Raw genomic sequence first — 14,456 nt, 5'->3', positions numbered from 1 at the left:
CAGGACCGTGCCCGCGGGCGGGGTGGTGATCTCGGGAGTCCTGGGGCGTCGGCGGAGCAGCCCCGTGCGGCCCCCGCGCGGTCCCCGGTCGTCGTCATCGCACCCTGCCCCCGTCCTACTCGCCCGTGATCGAGCCGAAGTCGGTGCCGGAGCCGAGGATCAGGCCGGCGCCGAGGAGGATCATGGTGGCCGGGACCATGAACGTGGTGATCATCATGGTGGCCTTGGGGACCGCGCGGGCGGCCTTGCGGCGGGCGTTCTGGGCGTCCGTGCGGCGCATGTCCTTGGCCAGGGACACCAGCGTGTCGACGATCGGCGCGCCCAGTTCCTCGCCCTGCTGCAGCGCGGTGACGAACATGGCGACCTGTTCGGAGTCGTTGCGGCGGCGCAGTTCCGCGAAGGCCTGGCGGCGGCTCATGCCCAGGTCCATCTGGCGGAGGGTGATGCGCAGTTCGTCGGCCCAGGGACCCTCGTACTTCGAGGCCACCCTGTCCAGTGCCTGGCGGAATCCGAGCCCGGCGCTCACCACGACCGCCAGCACGTCCAGGAAGTCCGGCAGCGTCCGCTCGATCACGTCCTTGCGGATGCGGATCGCCGACCAGATGCCGACCTCCGTCCAGAACGCCCCGAAGGCGAGCAGCAGCAGGGCCACGAAGAGCTGGCCGCGCATGAGGAAGACCAGGAAGCCGACGCCGCCGAGGGCGCCGTAGACGGCGCGGCGGGCGGCGTAGCGGTCGAGGGTGAGGCCGCCGGGGTTGCCCGCGAGGTCGATCTTGCGGCGGTACCTGGCGACCTGCTTGGGGCCCATGAGGCGCAGCACGGCGGGGGCGTAGCGCATGCCCATGCGGTCGACGAGCGAGTCGACCGCGCCGGTGCGGGTGGAGCCGACCTCCAGGGCGAGGGCCAGGTCCCCGGGGAGTTTCGCCTCGGCCCGGTACATGCGGATGCCGGCGAAGACGCCCCAGACACCGAGGCCCATGGCCAGTGCGAGCAGAAGTGCCATGTCAGTCAGTCCCTCCTGTGCCGGTCCGGCCGCTCAGACGTCGATGCGGGACAGGCGGCGGATGAGGACGAAGCCGACGGCGTAGAGCCCGAAGGCGATGATCACCGCGGCCTGGCCGGCCGGGGAGCCGGTCATGCGCTCCAGGGCGCCGTCCTTCACGCCGTTCATCAGGAAGAGGGAGCCGACGCCGAGGACGGGGACGGCGTACGAGGTCATGCTGACCTGGGAGAGCTGCGTCCTCACCTCCCGCCGCGTCTCCTTGCGTTCCTCCAGCGTCTCGGTCAGGTTCCTGAGCGCGCTCACCACCTGGCCGCCCGCCCGGTTGGACAGCACCAGGGTGGTGACCAGGACGACCAGTTCGCGGGAGGGGAGGCGGTCGGCGAGTTCGCCGAGCGCGTCGTCCATCGAGGCGCCGACCGCCAGCTGGTTGGCGACCTTGGACAGTTCCTCCCCGGCGGGGGCCTCCAGTTCCTCCGCCGCCATGCCGATCGCCGTCCGCAGGGCCAGACCGGCCTGGGTGGCGTTGGCCAGGATGCGGGCCAGTTCGGGGAGTTGGTTGATGAACTTCTCGATGCGCTTCTGGCGCTGCCAGTTGAGGAACTGGACCGCCACCCAGATGCCGAGCAGCCCGGCGATCGGGCCGAAGAAGGGGGCGAGGGTCGCCTGGCCGACGAGCCAGAGGCCTGCGACCGTGGCGAGCATGGCGGCGAAGAACTCGCCGGGGGTGATGTCCAGGCCGGTGGCCATCAGGCGCAGTTCCAGCTTCCGGCCGAACCCGGTGCGGCGCAGACGGCGGTCCAGGGTGGGGAAGTGGCGCCGGCGGCCGGCGACCGGGATCTGGCCGGTGGCCGACAGCCGGTCCACCAGCGCCTGCCGCTGTGCCTTGCCGGTGGCGTAGGAGTGCACGCCGACGACCGCGAGGACGCAGGTCAGCAGCGTGACGCCGGTGGTCAGCGTGATCAGGTTCTGCAGATCCATGGGGACGGTTCCTACCTGGCTTCTCGGGTGGCGAGCTGGTCGGCGGACTGGGCGATGCCGAAGGCCTGGGGGACGGGCTGGCTCGCCATGTAGAGGCGGTCGGCGGTGCGGCGCGGGAGCGGGTAGTACTCGAAGGCGCCGTGGATCCGGCCGTCGGCGGTCATCGGCCGGGCGTGGAAGCGGGCGACCGTGGCCAGCCGGTACGGCTCGCCGCCGTGGCTCTCCAGCAGGGCGATCTCGGTGATGCGGCGGGCGCCGTCGGCGAAGCGGGTGAGCTGGACGATCACGTCGACGGCGCTGTTGATCTGGTCGTGCAGCGCGACGAAGGGGATCTCGACGTCGGACATGGAGGCGAGGGTCTGCAGGCGCATCAGCGCGTCCTCGGCGCTGTTGGCGTGGACGGTGGCGAGGGAGCCGTCGTGGCCGGTGGACATCGCCTGGAGCATGTCCAGCGACTCGCCGCCGCGGACCTCACCGACGACGATGCGGTCGGGGCGCATGCGCAGCGAGTTGCGCACCAGGTCGCGGATGGTGACCCGGCCCTTGCCCTCGACGTTCGGCGGGCGGGACTCCAGACGGATGACGTGCGGCTGCTGGAGCTGGAGTTCGGCGGAGTCCTCGATGGTGATGATGCGCTCGCCCTCGGGGATCAGGCCGGAGAGGGCGTTCAGCAGGGTCGTCTTCCCGGTGCCCGTCGCGCCCGAGACGATGACGTTGAAGCGCGCCTGCACCAGGCCGGCCAGCAGGTGGAGCATGTGCTCGTCGAGCGAGCCGAGGCCGATGAGCTCGTGGAGGGTGAAGGAGCGCGGGAAGCGGCGGATGGTGAGGATGGCGCCGGTCAGGGACAGCGGCGGGATGATGACGTTGACGCGCTCGCCGGAGGGGAGGCGGGCGTCGACCATCGGGTTGGACTCGTCGACGCGGCGGTTGACCGTGGAGACGATGCGCTCGATCGTCTGCATGAGCTGGTCGTTGGAGGCGAACCGCAGCGGGAGCTGTTCCACCCGGCCGCCGCGCTCGACGAAGATCGCGTCGGGGCCGTTCACCATGATCTCGGTGATCGACGCGTCCTCCAGGAGGGGTTCCAGGATGCCGAGGCCCAGCGCCTCGTCGACGACCCGGCGGATCAGCTGGGAGCGTTCGACGGTCGACAGGACCGGGCCCTCGCGGCTGATGATGTGGCCGAGCACGCGCTCCAGCCGCGCGCGGCGCTCGGCCGCGGCGAGTGAACTCATCTCCGCGAGGTCGATCTCCTCGAGGAGCTTGGCGCGGTAGGAGGCGACCAGGTGGCCGTCCTCGCCCCGTCCGGTGTTCTCCTCGGGGGAGTTGATGCGTGCCCGCAGGCTCATGAGTCCGGTGCTCCTCGGTCCTCGTGGGTGCTCGTCGGTCCTCGTCCCCGGTCAGTGGTCGAGCGGCATCGTGGCGGTCTTGCGGGCGGGGCCGAAGTCCCAGCCCGGCACGATCGAGGGGATGTCGATCGTGGCGGTGACGGTCACCTCGTCGCCGCCCTCCGCCGCGCCGCAGTCGGTGCGGCCGGCCAGCCAGTCGCTGACCGCGGCCGTGCAGGCCGGTCCGGCGCCCCGGTCGAGCGACGCGCTGCGCGCTCCCGCGCGGGCCGCGGTGCCGGCCTGCTGGGCGGTGTAGGCGATCAGGCCGAGCTGTACGGCGGCCATGGCGACGATGAGCAGGACGGGGAGGAAGCCCAGGTATTCGAGCGCCGCCTGACCGCGGTCGCGGGGCCCGCGCGGGCCGCGGAGGCCGCGGCGGGGCCCGGGGGGGTACGGCATCTCAGTCCACCTCCTCCTCGACGGCGCCCGCGTGGCCCTCCACGTCGAAGGGGAAGGAGACGGTGCCCGGGAAGAGGACGGGGACGCTCAGCTCCACGTCGGCGGTCACGAACCCGCCCGCGGTCGTGCAGTTCACGGTCGCTCCCCCCGCCCACGCTCCCGACAGCTTGTCCAGTCCGGCCTCCTGGCAGGCGCCCTGGCGCGCGCCCGGCGCCGCCGCCGTCCCCGCCCGCACGGCCTCGTCCGCAGCATTCCCCGCGAGCGTGAACGTGTACCCCACCAGTACGAGCTGCCACAGCACCACCAGCGTCACGAGGATCGTCGGTGTCATGCCGAGGAACTCGACGGTGACCTGGCCCCGGTCACGGTCGCGTGCAGGTGGTGCGGCCCGCATGCTCATCCCCCTCCGTCCCTGCGGCGCCGGAAGCTCACCGACCCCCGGTCGCCGCGCAGCCGTCCCGCCCTGTGGGCGCCCTCGGCGGCCCTGACCAGGCCGAGTTCGCCGGCCAGGCCCCACATGGCCTGCTTGACCGCGCTCTTGTTCTCCAGTTCGTGGACGCGGCCCGCGTCCACGACCGCCTGCAGTTCCCTGAAGCCGGCCGGGATCGCGGTCGCCGCCACCGACGTGCCGGTGATCCGCTGGATGAGCGGGGGCTGGATCTCCGTGGCCCGGGTGTGGCGGTTGACCACCACCGTGGTCTCCTCGGCCTTGCGGATCTGCAGCCGGTCCCACATCCGCACCGCCCGCTTGGCGCCCCGTACGGCGATCACGTCCGGGGTGGTGACCAGCAGGGCCGTGTCGGCCATCTCGACCGCCGCCGCGCCGGCCCCGGTGAGCTGGGCGCCGCAGTCGATGACGACGACCTCGTAGCGGGAGCGCAGGGCGCTGACGATCTGGCGGGCGGCCCGGTCGGTGACGTCCTCGCCGCGTTCGCCCTCGGCGGGGGCGAGCAGCAGCGCGACGCCGGTGTCGTGCCGGAAGACCGCGTCGGCCAGGACGCGCGGGGAGATGTCGGTGATCGCGGCGAGGTCGACGACGGACCGGCGGAACTGGACGTCCAGGTAGGAGGCGACGTCGCCGGTCTGGAGGTCCATGTCGACGAGGGCGGTGGCGCGTCCGGAGGCCTGGGCGGCGAGGGCGAGCTGGACGGCCGTGAGGGTGGTGCCCACGCCCCCCTTGGCCCCGCTGACCGTGACGACCGTGCCGCCGGCGCCGGTGAAGACGTCGCCGCCCGCGCCGAGGTGGCGGCGTACGCCGACCGACCACTGGGCGACCGCCTGGACGCGGCTGGCGAGTTCCTCGTAGCTCAGCGGCAGGGCGACCAGTCCGCGGGCGCCGTAGTCCATGGCGGCCTGGAAGAGGCCGGGGCTCGCGTCGGAGGTGACGAGGATGACGCCGACGGCCGGGAAGCGCAGGGCGACCTCACGGATCAGTTCCAGGGCGGGGACGGGGCCGATCCGCTCGTGCACGACCACGACCTCGGGCAGTTCGTCGACGGACTCGGCGGCCAGGCGCGCGAGGGTGTCGACGAGCTGGGTGGAGTCGGTCACCGGGGTCACCGGCTCGGCGTCGGGGAGCTGGCTGAGCAGTGTGGTGATGGACCGGACCGCGTCCGCGTCGCCGACTGCCGGGAGGATCCTCGTGGACATGCGGGCCTCTCACTTGTCCTTCGCGAGTTCGTACGTCCGCTGCGAGTCGGGGACGGTGGTGTCGCCGCCGGGTGCCACCAGCGCGAGCCGGACCCGCTGGGCGAACGACTCGGCGTAGGTGATGCGCTGGGCGTCGAGGGCGGACAGCGCGAAGGTGATCGGGACGGCGTCGGTGGGCTCCCGGCCGCGGTCGTCCTCGTCGGGCTGGAGGGCGGTGAGCCGGCCCACGTCCAGGACCTTGGCGTTCGTCACGATGACCTTGGACTGGGCGGGGTCGCCCTCGCGCTCGCCCTCGAAGGTGGCGTAGACGTTGACCGCCGAGCCCGGTGTGATCTTGCCGGCGACGCCGGTCGCCGCGTCGATCATGATGGCGACCTCCTGCTGACCCGGCTGCAGCTCGGGCTGGTCCACGACCATGTCGCTCTGCAGCAGGGAGCCTTCCTTCAGCGTGGTCACGGCGATCTTGCCCCGGATCTCGCGCAGGTCGGTGACCGCGTTCTCGGACAGCCACCGCTCGGGCATCTTGATCTTCTCGAACTGGCCCGTGCTGAGGGCGGTGTAGGGCGCCACGTCCGCTTTCAGCCGGTACGCGGTGACCTCGGGGCCCACCTTGGACTTCACGTCGTTGATGACGGACAGCACGCCGGCGAACGCGCCGAGGGCGCACAGGACCGACAGGAGCAGGAGTATCACGCCGCGGCGCTGACGGGAGTTCATGAACCGTGCAACCTCATCGGGAAATCGGTCGAGCGGGATCGGGCGGGCGGATCAGGTGCGGTGGGCCGGGTGCGGTGGACCGGGTGCGGTGGACCGGCGGGTCGGGAGGCCCGGGACGGCGGGAGCCGTCCGGGGCGCCTCGTGGTGCGGGACTCACCCGACGGCCGTGCGGTTCCCGGGCCGTGACCGGTGCGGGTCCTCCTGGCCGGGTGGTGTGGCCGAACAGAACACGCACCGGTCGCCGATGACGTCGATGCCGCACCAGTGGCAGGTGGTCCGGCGCACGGACGTGACCAGCTGGTAGAGGACGGACAGGTCGGGCAGGTAGGTGCAGAACTCGATCAGCCTGCCGGTCCCCCACCAGCCCGGGGACTCGGCCGGAAGCGGTGCCTCGTGCAGCCCCTGGACCTTCCAGGCCGGCGCCAGGGTGCCGGTGACCCAGTCGGACTGGAGCTGGCCCTTGGCGAGGAGCATCCAGGTGCCGAACTCCGGGCCGTCGAGCGCGGCCTCGGGGCCGAGGCGGACGAGCTGCGGCTGCGGGTGGGCGAGGACGGCGAACTGGCTGCCGGGCATCCAGGACTTGGCGTGCTGCTTGAGGTTCACCGGGACGCGGTCGAGGCGGGCGACGGAGCCCAGCAGGGCCCCGGCGTGGATGTAGTGGATCAGCAGGCGGCCGGCCGAGGCGAGGACGCCGGGGGTGAGGTCGCAGGAGGCGAGCTGCCGCAGCTGGCGGGCCAGGACGGCGATCCCGAGCGGCGGGAGGGCGGGGCGGAAGAGCGCGACCCGGTCGCTCTCCAGCAGGGAGCGCAGGGTGTGCAGCCGCCGCCGGACGGCGGTGGGGGCGGCCTGCGAGCAGACCACGATGACGTGGCCGTGCTGCTCGATCAGCGTCTGGAGGTCGGCCAGCGCCTGTTCGAGCGGACGGGTCTCGAGGTCCCGCAGCACCACGGCGGGCAGGGTCCGTTCGTCCTGCGGCGGCAGCGCCATGTCGGCGCTGGTCACGGCGATGGCGGTTGGCACAGCGCAGCTCCCCGTTCTCCCCACGCCCCGGCGGTCCACCGGGCGTTACTCCGGTACACCCGGGTGACTTCACTGCGTGACTACCTCAGCACTGTATCCACGGCTCCGTGACCGGAGAACAGCGTTTGAGTAGCGGAACAGGAACTCCTGTGGCACAAGGCGCGCCATAACGGGACAGGTTGAGCATCTCGCCGGTCGCGGCCCGGACCCGTGGGTGTGGATCCCGTGCGCCGCCTTGACGCCGGGCCCGCTGTGCGGAGCCGCCGGGGAGGGGGGTTCCGGACGGGAGGGCGCCGCGCGGCGGGGCCCGGCGACCGATGTCGGTCCGGACCATTGACAAGGCGATTGGTCTGGACCACCTTGTAGGTCCAACGGTGGCCACCGTCGCTTCCCCGCTCCTTCCCCCACTCCTTCTCCCCCACCGGAGGCCCCAGTGGACCGCGTACCGGGCACGCCCCGACGCAGCAGACGCATCTGGGCCGGAGCCCTCGTCTCCGCCCTCGCCCTCACCCTCGCCGGCGCGGGCCAGGCGTCCGCCGCGGACGTCGACAACGCCAGGAACGGCGGCTTCGAGGCGGGTCTGGGCAACTGGACCTGCTCGGCGAACAGCGGGACGACCGTCTCCTCCCCCGTGCACGGCGGCACGGCCGCGCTCAAGGCGACGCCGTCCGGGCAGGACAACGCCCGCTGCAGCCAGACCGTCGCGGTGAAGCCCGGCTCCACGTACCGGCTGAGCGCCTGGGTGCAGGGCGGCTACGCCTACCTGGGCGTGACCGGCACCGGGACCACCGACGTGTCCACCTGGACGCCGGACTCCGGCAGCTGGAAGCAGCTCTCGACGAGCTTCACCACCGGGTCCTCCACCACCTCGGTGACGGTCTACACCCACGGCTGGTACGGCCAGGCGGCCTACTACGCGGACGACCTGTCGGTGTTCGGCCCCGACGGGGGCGGCGGCGGTGGCCCCCAGCCCACGATCCCGGGCACGCCCGGCGGCCTGGGCGTCTCCGGCACGACGTCCTCCTCGGTGTCCCTGGCGTGGAACGCGGTGTCGGGGGCGACGGGGTACACCGTCTACCGCGACGGCACGCGGGTGACCGCCGTCTCGGGCACCTCGGCGACGGTGACCGGCCTCGCGGCCGCCACCTCGTACTCCTTCCAGGTCGCCGCGACCAACGCGGCGGGCGAGTCGCCGAAGTCGGCGGCCGTGACCGCCCGGACGAAGGAGAGCGGCGGCGGGGGCGGCGGCCTGCCCCGGCACGCGGTGACCGGCTACTGGCAGAACTTCAACAACGGGGCGGCGGTGCAGCGGATCTCCGACGTGTCCGCCCAGTACGACATCATCGCGGTCGCCTTCGCCGACGCCACCAACACGCCCGGGGCGGTCACCTTCAACCTGGACACCGCGGGCCTGAACGGTTACACCGTCGACCAGTTCAAGGCGGACGTCCGGGCCAAGCAGGCGGCCGGGAAGAAGGTCATCATCTCGGTCGGCGGCGAGAAGGGCACCGTCTCGGTGAACGACTCCGCCTCGGCGACGGCCTTCGCGAACTCGGTGTACGCCCTGATGCAGGAGTACGGCTTCGACGGCGTCGACATCGACCTGGAGAACGGCCTCGACGCGACCTACATGACGCAGGCGCTGCGGGCGCTGTCCGCGAAGGCGGGCCCGTCGATGATCCTGACCATGGCCCCGCAGACCATCGACATGCAGTCGACGTCCAACTCCTACTTCCGGACCGCGCTGAACGTGAAGGACATCCTCACGGTCGTCAACATGCAGTACTACAACAGCGGTTCCATGCTGGGCTGTGACGGGAAGGTCTACAGCCAGGGCTCGGTGGACTTCCTGACCGCCCTGGCCTGCATCCAGCTGGAGGGCGGCCTCGCCCCGTCCCAGGTCGGCCTGGGCCTGCCGGCCTCGACGCGCGGCGCGGGCAGCGGCTACGTCTCCCCGGCCGTGGTGAACAACGCCCTGGACTGCCTGACGAAGGGCACGAACTGCGGCACCTTCAAGCCCTCGCGGACCTACCCGGACCTGCGGGGCGCGATGACCTGGTCCACCAACTGGGACGCGACGGCGGGCAACGCCTGGTCCAGCGCGGTGGGCCCGCACGTGCACGCGCTGCCGTAGCTCCGGCCTGTACGCACGCGACCGCCCCCGCCCGCGGCATGCGGGCGGGGGCGGTCGCGTGCGGGGCCGGTCAGAAGAACTCCGACCACGGCTGGTCCCAGATCTGCTTGACGCACAGGACCAGGAACAGCAGTCCCGCGACGGCCAGCATGGCGTTGCTGAGGGCGCCGTTGCGCCATTCGCGGGGGGTGCGGTCGGAGTTGAGGAGCCAGACCAGGGTGAGGGCCAGGAAGGGCATGAAGGCGGCGCCGAGGACGCCGTAGACGATGACCAGGCGGAAGGGCTGGCCCTCGAAGAGGAGGATCATGGGCGGGAAGGTCAGCCACAGGAGGTAGGCGCGGAAGGGCCAGGACTTCTCCCGCGCGCCGGAGGCGATCTCCTCGCCCTTGGACTCGGCCGCCTTCTTCCGGCCGCGCGCCACGAAGTCGGCGAACATCAGGCTCACGCCGTGCCAGACGCCGATCAGCGAGGTGAAGGAGGTGGCGAAGAAGCCGATCAGGAAGAACTTCGCCGTGGCGGTGCCGTACCTGTCCTCCAGGATGTCGCTCAGCTGCACCAGGCCCTTGTCGCCGCCGGCGATCGCGATGTTCGCCGAGTGGAGCAGTTCGGCGCCGACGAAGAGCATGGCGACCACGAAGACGCCGGTGGTGAGGTAGGCGACGCGGTTGTCCAGCCGCATGACCTTCATCCAGCCGGTGTTCGTCCAGCCCTTGGCGTTGACCCAGTAGCCGTAGGCGGCGAGCGTGATGGTGCCGCCGACACCGCCGATCAGGCCGAGGGTGTTGAGGACCGAGTCCTTCTCGTCGGGCAGGACGGGCAGCAGCCCGGCGAAGGCGTCGCCGAGGTTCGGGGTGACGCGGACCGCGAGGTAGACGGTGACCACGAACATGACGCCCACCAGGACGGTCATGACCTTCTCGAAGACCGCGTACTGGTTGAACCAGACGAAGGCCAGGCCCACCAGGGCGCAGGCGATGCCCCACCACTCGAGGTCCATCACGTCCGGGAAGAGCGCCTGGAGCGGCAGGGCGCTGGACGACATCGCCGCCGCGCCGTAGACGAAGCCCCAGACGACGACGTAGAAGCCGAAGAAGTACGTCGTCCAGCGGCCCAGACTCGCCCAGCCGTCGAACAGGGTGCGGCCGGTGGACAGGTGCCAGCGGCCCGCCGCCTCGGCGAGGGAGATCTTCACCAGGCAGCCGATGATCGCGGCCCACAGGAGGGTGTAGCCGAAGTTGCTGCCGGCGATGAGCGTGGCGACGAGGTCGCCGGCCCCGACGCCGGTCGCGGCGACGACGATGCCGGGGCCGATGTACTTCCAACTGGACTTGCGGGGCTGGGGGCCGGCGCCGTGCGCTGCTCCGGTGTCCTGGGTGTTTCCCGTGGTGTCCGCCATGGAGGTCAAGAAAGCGGATGGGTGCCGGGCGGGCAAGGGGGCGTGCGGGGATCTTCACCGGATACACCTGGTCGAGCGGTCCGGCCCACGTCATCTTGACCTGATCATGTCACCACCGGACGATGTCGGCACCGCACCACGCACGTCGCACTGAACAACCCCACCTCCCACAAGGAGACTTCATGCGACTCCGCTCACGCGGCAGACGTTCCGCAGCGCTCGCCGCCCTGCTCGCCCTCGCCCTCGCGGCGCCCGTGTCCCTGACGGCCACGCCGGCCGGCGCCGACGGCGCGGACCGGGCGGCGCCCTCGGCCGACGACGTCCGCCAGTACGAGATCCACCAGCACACGACTCCCGTGACCCGCACGGCGATCCAGCGCTCCGGCGTCACCGTGGACGAGGCCGACGAGGAGACGGTGGTCGTCTCCGGGCGCGCGGACCAGATCCGGACGCTGCGTCAGCAGGGCTACGAGGTCACGCCGTTGGGCGCGGCCCCCGACCGCTCGTCCGCCGCCGACGGCCTGCGGCTGTTCGACTTCCCCTCGGCCGACTCCCGCTACCACAACTACGCCGAGATGAACGCGGAGATCGACCAGCGGCTGGCCGCGTACCCGGGCATCATGAGCAAGCGGGTGATCGGCAGGTCCTACCAGGGCCGGGACATCGTCGCCGTCAAGATCAGCGACAACGTGGCGACCGACGAGAACGAGCCCGAGGTCCTGTTCACCCACCACCAGCACGCCCGCGAGCACCTGACCGTCGAGATGGCCCTGTACCTGCTGCGCGAGCTCGGCGCGGGGTACGGCAGCGACTCGCGGATCACCAGCATGGTCAACGGCCGGGAGATCTGGATCATCCCGGACCTCAACCCGGACGGAGGGGAGTACGACATCGCGAGCGGCTCCTACCGCTCCTGGCGCAAGAACCGCCAGCCCAACTCCGGTTCCTCGTACGTCGGGACCGACCTGAACCGCAACTGGGACTACCGCTGGGGCTGCTGCGGCGGCTCCTCGGGCTCCACGTCCTCCGAGACCTACCGCGGTTCCGCCCCGGAGTCCGCGACCGAGGTGAAGGTCGTGGCGAACTTCGTGCGCAGCCGGGTCGTCGGCGGGGTGCAGCAGATCAAGGCCGGCATCGACTTCCACACCTACAGCGAGCTGGTGCTGTGGCCGTTCGGCTACACCTACTCCGACACCACGACCGGGATGACGGCCGACGACAACGCCGCGTTCAAGGCGGTCGGCCAGAAGATGGCGGCCAGCAACGGCTACACGGCCGAGCAGTCCAGCGACCTGTACATCACGGACGGGTCGATCGACGACTACCTGTGGGGCACGCACAGGATCTTCGGCTACACCTTCGAGATGTACCCGCGCTCCAGCTCCGGGGGCGGGTTCTACCCGCCCGACGAGGTCATCGAGCGGGAGACGTCCCGCAACCGGGACGCCGTCCTGCAGCTCCTGGAGAACGCGGACTGCATGTACCGCTCCATCGGCAAGGAGGCGCAGTACTGCCGTTAGGACGCGTCACCCGGTGTCCTCCGCGGAGCCGGCCGAGGTCTCGGCCGGCTCGGCGGACCTGTCGCCGTCCTCCTCGAAGTACGCGTCCAGGACCGCGTCCAGTCCGGCGTCCCACTCGGCGAACCGGCTCCGGGACGGGGCCTCGACCTCGAGGGGGTACCAGCGGCGGTCGGGGGTGTGGACGGTGACCGTCCAGCGCTTGCCGAAGCGGGCGGTCTCCGTCTCCACCGCGCCGATCTCGTCCCAGCGGAACTCGCACTCCTGGTCGTCCAGGCGCAGGCGGACGCCGCTGTGGTCGGCGACGATGCGCGCGCGGCGGTCGGACGCCTCGAAGACCGGGCCGTCGGGGGCCGCCTCCTCCTCGGGGGAGGCGGTCTCCTCGCCGGAGGCGGCCTCCGCGGCGGAGTCCTCCTCCGGCTCGGGCTCCGGCCCGGGTGCCGTGTCCTGCGGCTCCTCCGCCGTCGCCTTCGCCTCCTCCTCACGGCCGGACGCGGGTGAGGTGAGCCCGGGGATGAAAGCCGGGTCGAATCCGGCGCCTTCCAGGGGCTGGCTGCTCGAACCTATGCGCTGCTCCACAGCAGGGCAGTATGGTCGACAAACCTGTGCCGGACACAGCCGACCCCGACTTCGTTATCAGACGACTACACGGACACCGCGGCTCACACGACCAGGCTGAGCGCCGCCGCGACCGCGAATCCGGCCACCGACAGCACGCTCTCCAGCACCGTCCAGGTCCTGAGCGTGTCCCGCTCGCTGATGCCGAAGTACTTGGCCACCATCCAGAACCCGCCGTCGTTGACGTGCGAGGCGAAGATCGAGCCCGCCGAGATGGCCATGATGACGAGCGCGACGAACGCCTGCGAGTGGTCCCCCTCGGCCAGCAGCGGGGCGACGATGCCCGCCGTGGTCACGATCGCCACCGTCGCCGAGCCCTGCGCGACCCGCAGCACCACGGAGATCAGGTAGGAGAGGACGATCACCGGCAGGCCGACGTCGTTGAAGGTGTCCGAGAGTGCCTGGGCGACCCCGCTGGCCTTGAGGACGGCGCCGAAGACCCCGCCCGCGCCGACCACCAGCAGGATGTTGCCGACCGGCTTCAGCGAGGACGTGGAGACGGTCTCCAGGGACTTGCGGGACCAGCCGCGCCGGATGCCGAGCAGGTAGTACGCGAGGAACAGGGCGAGGGTGAGGGCCACGAAGGGGTGGCCGAAGAACTCGATCACCGAGCGGAGGGTGGAGGGGTCCAGGGCGATCGAGGAGAAGGTCGCGGCGAGGATCAGGACGAGCGGCGTCCCGATGATGCCGAGGACCGTGCCGAGCGGCACCGGCGTCTCGCGCGGTTCGGCCCCGTCCCCCGAGCTCTCGACTCCGCTCGAGCAGGGGGCACCCCCACCGTGCTGTTCGGCGACGACGGCCCGCCTGGCCTCCTCGGCCGCCTCGACCATGTCCTGCGGCACGGCGACGAAGATGCGCCTGCCGATCCAGGCGGAGTAGACCCACGCGGCCACGACGGCGGGGATCCCGCAGACGACGCCCATGAGGATGACCCAGCCGAGGTCGACGTGGAGCAGTCCGGCGGCGGCCACCGGGCCGGGGTGCGGGGGCAGGAAGGCGTGGGTGACCGAGAGGCCGGCGAGCAACGGCAGGCAGTACAGCAGGATCGACTTGCCGGAGCGCTTGGCGGCGGCGTACACGATCGGCGCGAGGACGAAGATGCCGACGTCGAAGAAGACCGGGATGCCGAAGACCAGGCCGGTCAGACCCATGGCGAGGGGTGCCCGCTTCTCGCCGAACAGGCCGAGCAGCCGGCTCGCCAGCACCTCCGCGCCGCCGCTCACCTCGAGGATCGCGCCGAGCATGGTGCCCAGGCCGATGATGATCGCGACGTGGCCGAGGATGCCGCCCATGCCGGACTCGATGGTGGACACGGCGTCCGAGCGCTGGACCGTGCCGAAGAGCTCGGTGACCGACAGGCCCGCCATCAGGCCGACGGCCATGGAGACGCCGAGGAGGGCGACGAAGGGCTGGAGCCGGACCTTGATGATCAGGAAGAGGAGGAGCGCGATGCCGATCGCGGCGACGGTCAGCAGACCGGCCGTGCCGTCGACGAGGAGGAGCAGGCCTCCGGTGTGCGGGGGTGCCTCCACCGGTGCGGAGGCGGCGAGCGGGAGGGACGAACGGGACATGCGGGGGTCCTCTGCGTAAGGGCATGGTGCTTTCGGGCAGGGGGGATCGCGGCGCGGCGTCCCGG

The 14,456-nt window shown here is 71.5% G+C and carries 13 protein-coding genes; 2 read left to right on the top strand and 11 right to left on the bottom strand.

All coding sequences use genetic code 11. The features are described from left to right. Positions 1 to 115: 115 nt before the first annotated feature. The 8 genes from GL259_RS24910 to GL259_RS24875 all read right to left on the bottom strand — a co-directional run bounded on the left by GL259_RS24910 (position 116) and on the right by GL259_RS24875 (position 7,137). Positions 116 to 1,003, bottom strand: a complete 888-nt coding sequence (locus tag GL259_RS24910; protein ID WP_159535550.1) for a DUF5936 domain-containing protein — start codon at positions 1,001 to 1,003, stop codon at positions 116 to 118. 33 nt (positions 1,004 to 1,036) lie between these two features. Next, complete coding sequence (locus GL259_RS24905) at positions 1,037 to 1,981, bottom strand: type II secretion system F family protein (RefSeq protein WP_159535549.1); 945 nt, start codon at positions 1,979 to 1,981, stop codon at positions 1,037 to 1,039. 11 nt (positions 1,982 to 1,992) lie between these two features. Next, positions 1,993 to 3,330, bottom strand: coding sequence for a CpaF family protein (locus GL259_RS24900; RefSeq protein ID WP_159535548.1), 1,338 nt, complete (start codon positions 3,328 to 3,330; stop codon positions 1,993 to 1,995). A 51-nt stretch (positions 3,331 to 3,381) separates the two neighbouring features. Next, positions 3,382 to 3,768 (bottom strand): TadE/TadG family type IV pilus assembly protein, encoded by a 387-nt coding sequence (locus GL259_RS24895; protein ID WP_159535547.1) that lies wholly within the window; start codon positions 3,766 to 3,768, stop codon positions 3,382 to 3,384. A gap of 1 nt (position 3,769) precedes the next feature. Then, the gene (locus GL259_RS24890) at positions 3,770 to 4,168 is read right to left on the bottom strand and encodes a pilus assembly protein (protein ID WP_208026516.1); all 399 of its coding nucleotides are present in this window, start codon (positions 4,166 to 4,168) and stop codon (positions 3,770 to 3,772) included. Then, a complete protein-coding gene (locus GL259_RS24885) occupies positions 4,165 to 5,418 on the bottom strand; it encodes an AAA family ATPase (RefSeq protein ID WP_159535546.1) in 1,254 nt (417 codons plus the stop codon). The genes GL259_RS24890 and GL259_RS24885 overlap by 4 nt, the downstream gene beginning before the upstream one ends. 9 nt (positions 5,419 to 5,427) lie before the next feature. Further along, positions 5,428 to 6,135: a Flp pilus assembly protein CpaB gene (gene cpaB, locus GL259_RS24880; protein WP_159535545.1), complete on the bottom strand. Its 708-nt coding sequence runs from the start codon at positions 6,133 to 6,135 to the stop codon at positions 5,428 to 5,430. 153 nt (positions 6,136 to 6,288) lie between these two features. After that, positions 6,289 to 7,137 carry a hypothetical protein gene (locus GL259_RS24875; protein WP_166461664.1) on the bottom strand — a complete coding sequence of 283 codons (849 nt, stop codon included), beginning with the start codon at positions 7,135 to 7,137 and terminating at the stop codon, positions 6,289 to 6,291. Positions 7,138 to 7,588: 451 nt separating this feature from the next. On the opposite strand from GL259_RS24875, the gene GL259_RS24870 reads away from it, so the two are divergent. After that, positions 7,589 to 9,289, top strand: a complete 1,701-nt coding sequence (locus GL259_RS24870; RefSeq protein WP_159535544.1) for a glycoside hydrolase family 18 protein — start codon at positions 7,589 to 7,591, stop codon at positions 9,287 to 9,289. A 70-nt stretch (positions 9,290 to 9,359) separates the two neighbouring features. Here GL259_RS24870 and GL259_RS24865 read toward each other — a convergent pair whose 3' ends face one another. Then, a complete protein-coding gene (locus tag GL259_RS24865; RefSeq protein WP_159535543.1) occupies positions 9,360 to 10,685 on the bottom strand; it encodes an Nramp family divalent metal transporter in 1,326 nt (441 codons plus the stop codon). A gap of 182 nt (positions 10,686 to 10,867) precedes the next feature. On the opposite strand from GL259_RS24865, the gene GL259_RS24860 reads away from it, so the two are divergent. Beyond that, positions 10,868 to 12,205, top strand: a complete 1,338-nt coding sequence (locus GL259_RS24860; protein ID WP_159535542.1) for a M14 family metallopeptidase — start codon at positions 10,868 to 10,870, stop codon at positions 12,203 to 12,205. Between the two features lie 6 nt (positions 12,206 to 12,211). Here GL259_RS24860 and GL259_RS24855 read toward each other — a convergent pair whose 3' ends face one another. Together GL259_RS24855 and GL259_RS24850 are read right to left on the bottom strand one after the other, a co-directional pair. Beyond that, positions 12,212 to 12,781, bottom strand: coding sequence for a hypothetical protein (locus GL259_RS24855; protein ID WP_159535541.1), 570 nt, complete (start codon positions 12,779 to 12,781; stop codon positions 12,212 to 12,214). 83 nt (positions 12,782 to 12,864) lie between these two features. Next, positions 12,865 to 14,391 carry an SLC13 family permease gene (locus GL259_RS24850; protein WP_159535540.1) on the bottom strand — a complete coding sequence of 509 codons (1,527 nt, stop codon included), beginning with the start codon at positions 14,389 to 14,391 and terminating at the stop codon, positions 12,865 to 12,867. Positions 14,392 to 14,456 lie beyond the last annotated feature (65 nt).

This window comes from Streptomyces sp. Tu 3180 (assembly GCF_009852415.1).
Classification (GTDB): domain Bacteria; phylum Actinomycetota; class Actinomycetes; order Streptomycetales; family Streptomycetaceae; genus Streptomyces.
The sequence above is the reverse complement of the archived record's forward strand: the minus strand, read 5'-3'. Positions and strand labels throughout refer to the sequence as shown.

Excerpts from the sequence above, each read along its gene's own strand:
- GL259_RS24905 (WP_159535549.1), bottom strand. The coding sequence starts at position 1,981 with ATGGATCTGCAGAACCTGATCACGCTGACCACCGGCGTCACGCTGCTG.
- GL259_RS24860 (WP_159535542.1), top strand. The coding sequence starts at position 10,868 with ATGCGACTCCGCTCACGCGGCAGACGTTCCGCAGCGCTCGCCGCCCTG.
- GL259_RS24850 (WP_159535540.1), bottom strand. The coding sequence starts at position 14,391 with ATGTCCCGTTCGTCCCTCCCGCTCGCCGCCTCCGCACCGGTGGAGGCA.
- GL259_RS24865 (WP_159535543.1), bottom strand. The coding sequence starts at position 10,685 with ATGGCGGACACCACGGGAAACACCCAGGACACCGGAGCAGCGCACGGC.
- GL259_RS24910 (WP_159535550.1), bottom strand. The coding sequence starts at position 1,003 with ATGGCACTTCTGCTCGCACTGGCCATGGGCCTCGGTGTCTGGGGCGTC.
- GL259_RS24885 (WP_159535546.1), bottom strand. The coding sequence starts at position 5,418 with ATGTCCACGAGGATCCTCCCGGCAGTCGGCGACGCGGACGCGGTCCGG.
- GL259_RS24900 (WP_159535548.1), bottom strand. The coding sequence starts at position 3,330 with ATGAGCCTGCGGGCACGCATCAACTCCCCCGAGGAGAACACCGGACGG.
- GL259_RS24895 (WP_159535547.1), bottom strand. The coding sequence starts at position 3,768 with ATGCCGTACCCCCCCGGGCCCCGCCGCGGCCTCCGCGGCCCGCGCGGG.
- GL259_RS24890 (WP_208026516.1), bottom strand. The coding sequence starts at position 4,168 with ATGAGCATGCGGGCCGCACCACCTGCACGCGACCGTGACCGGGGCCAG.
- cpaB (WP_159535545.1), bottom strand. The coding sequence starts at position 6,135 with ATGAACTCCCGTCAGCGCCGCGGCGTGATACTCCTGCTCCTGTCGGTC.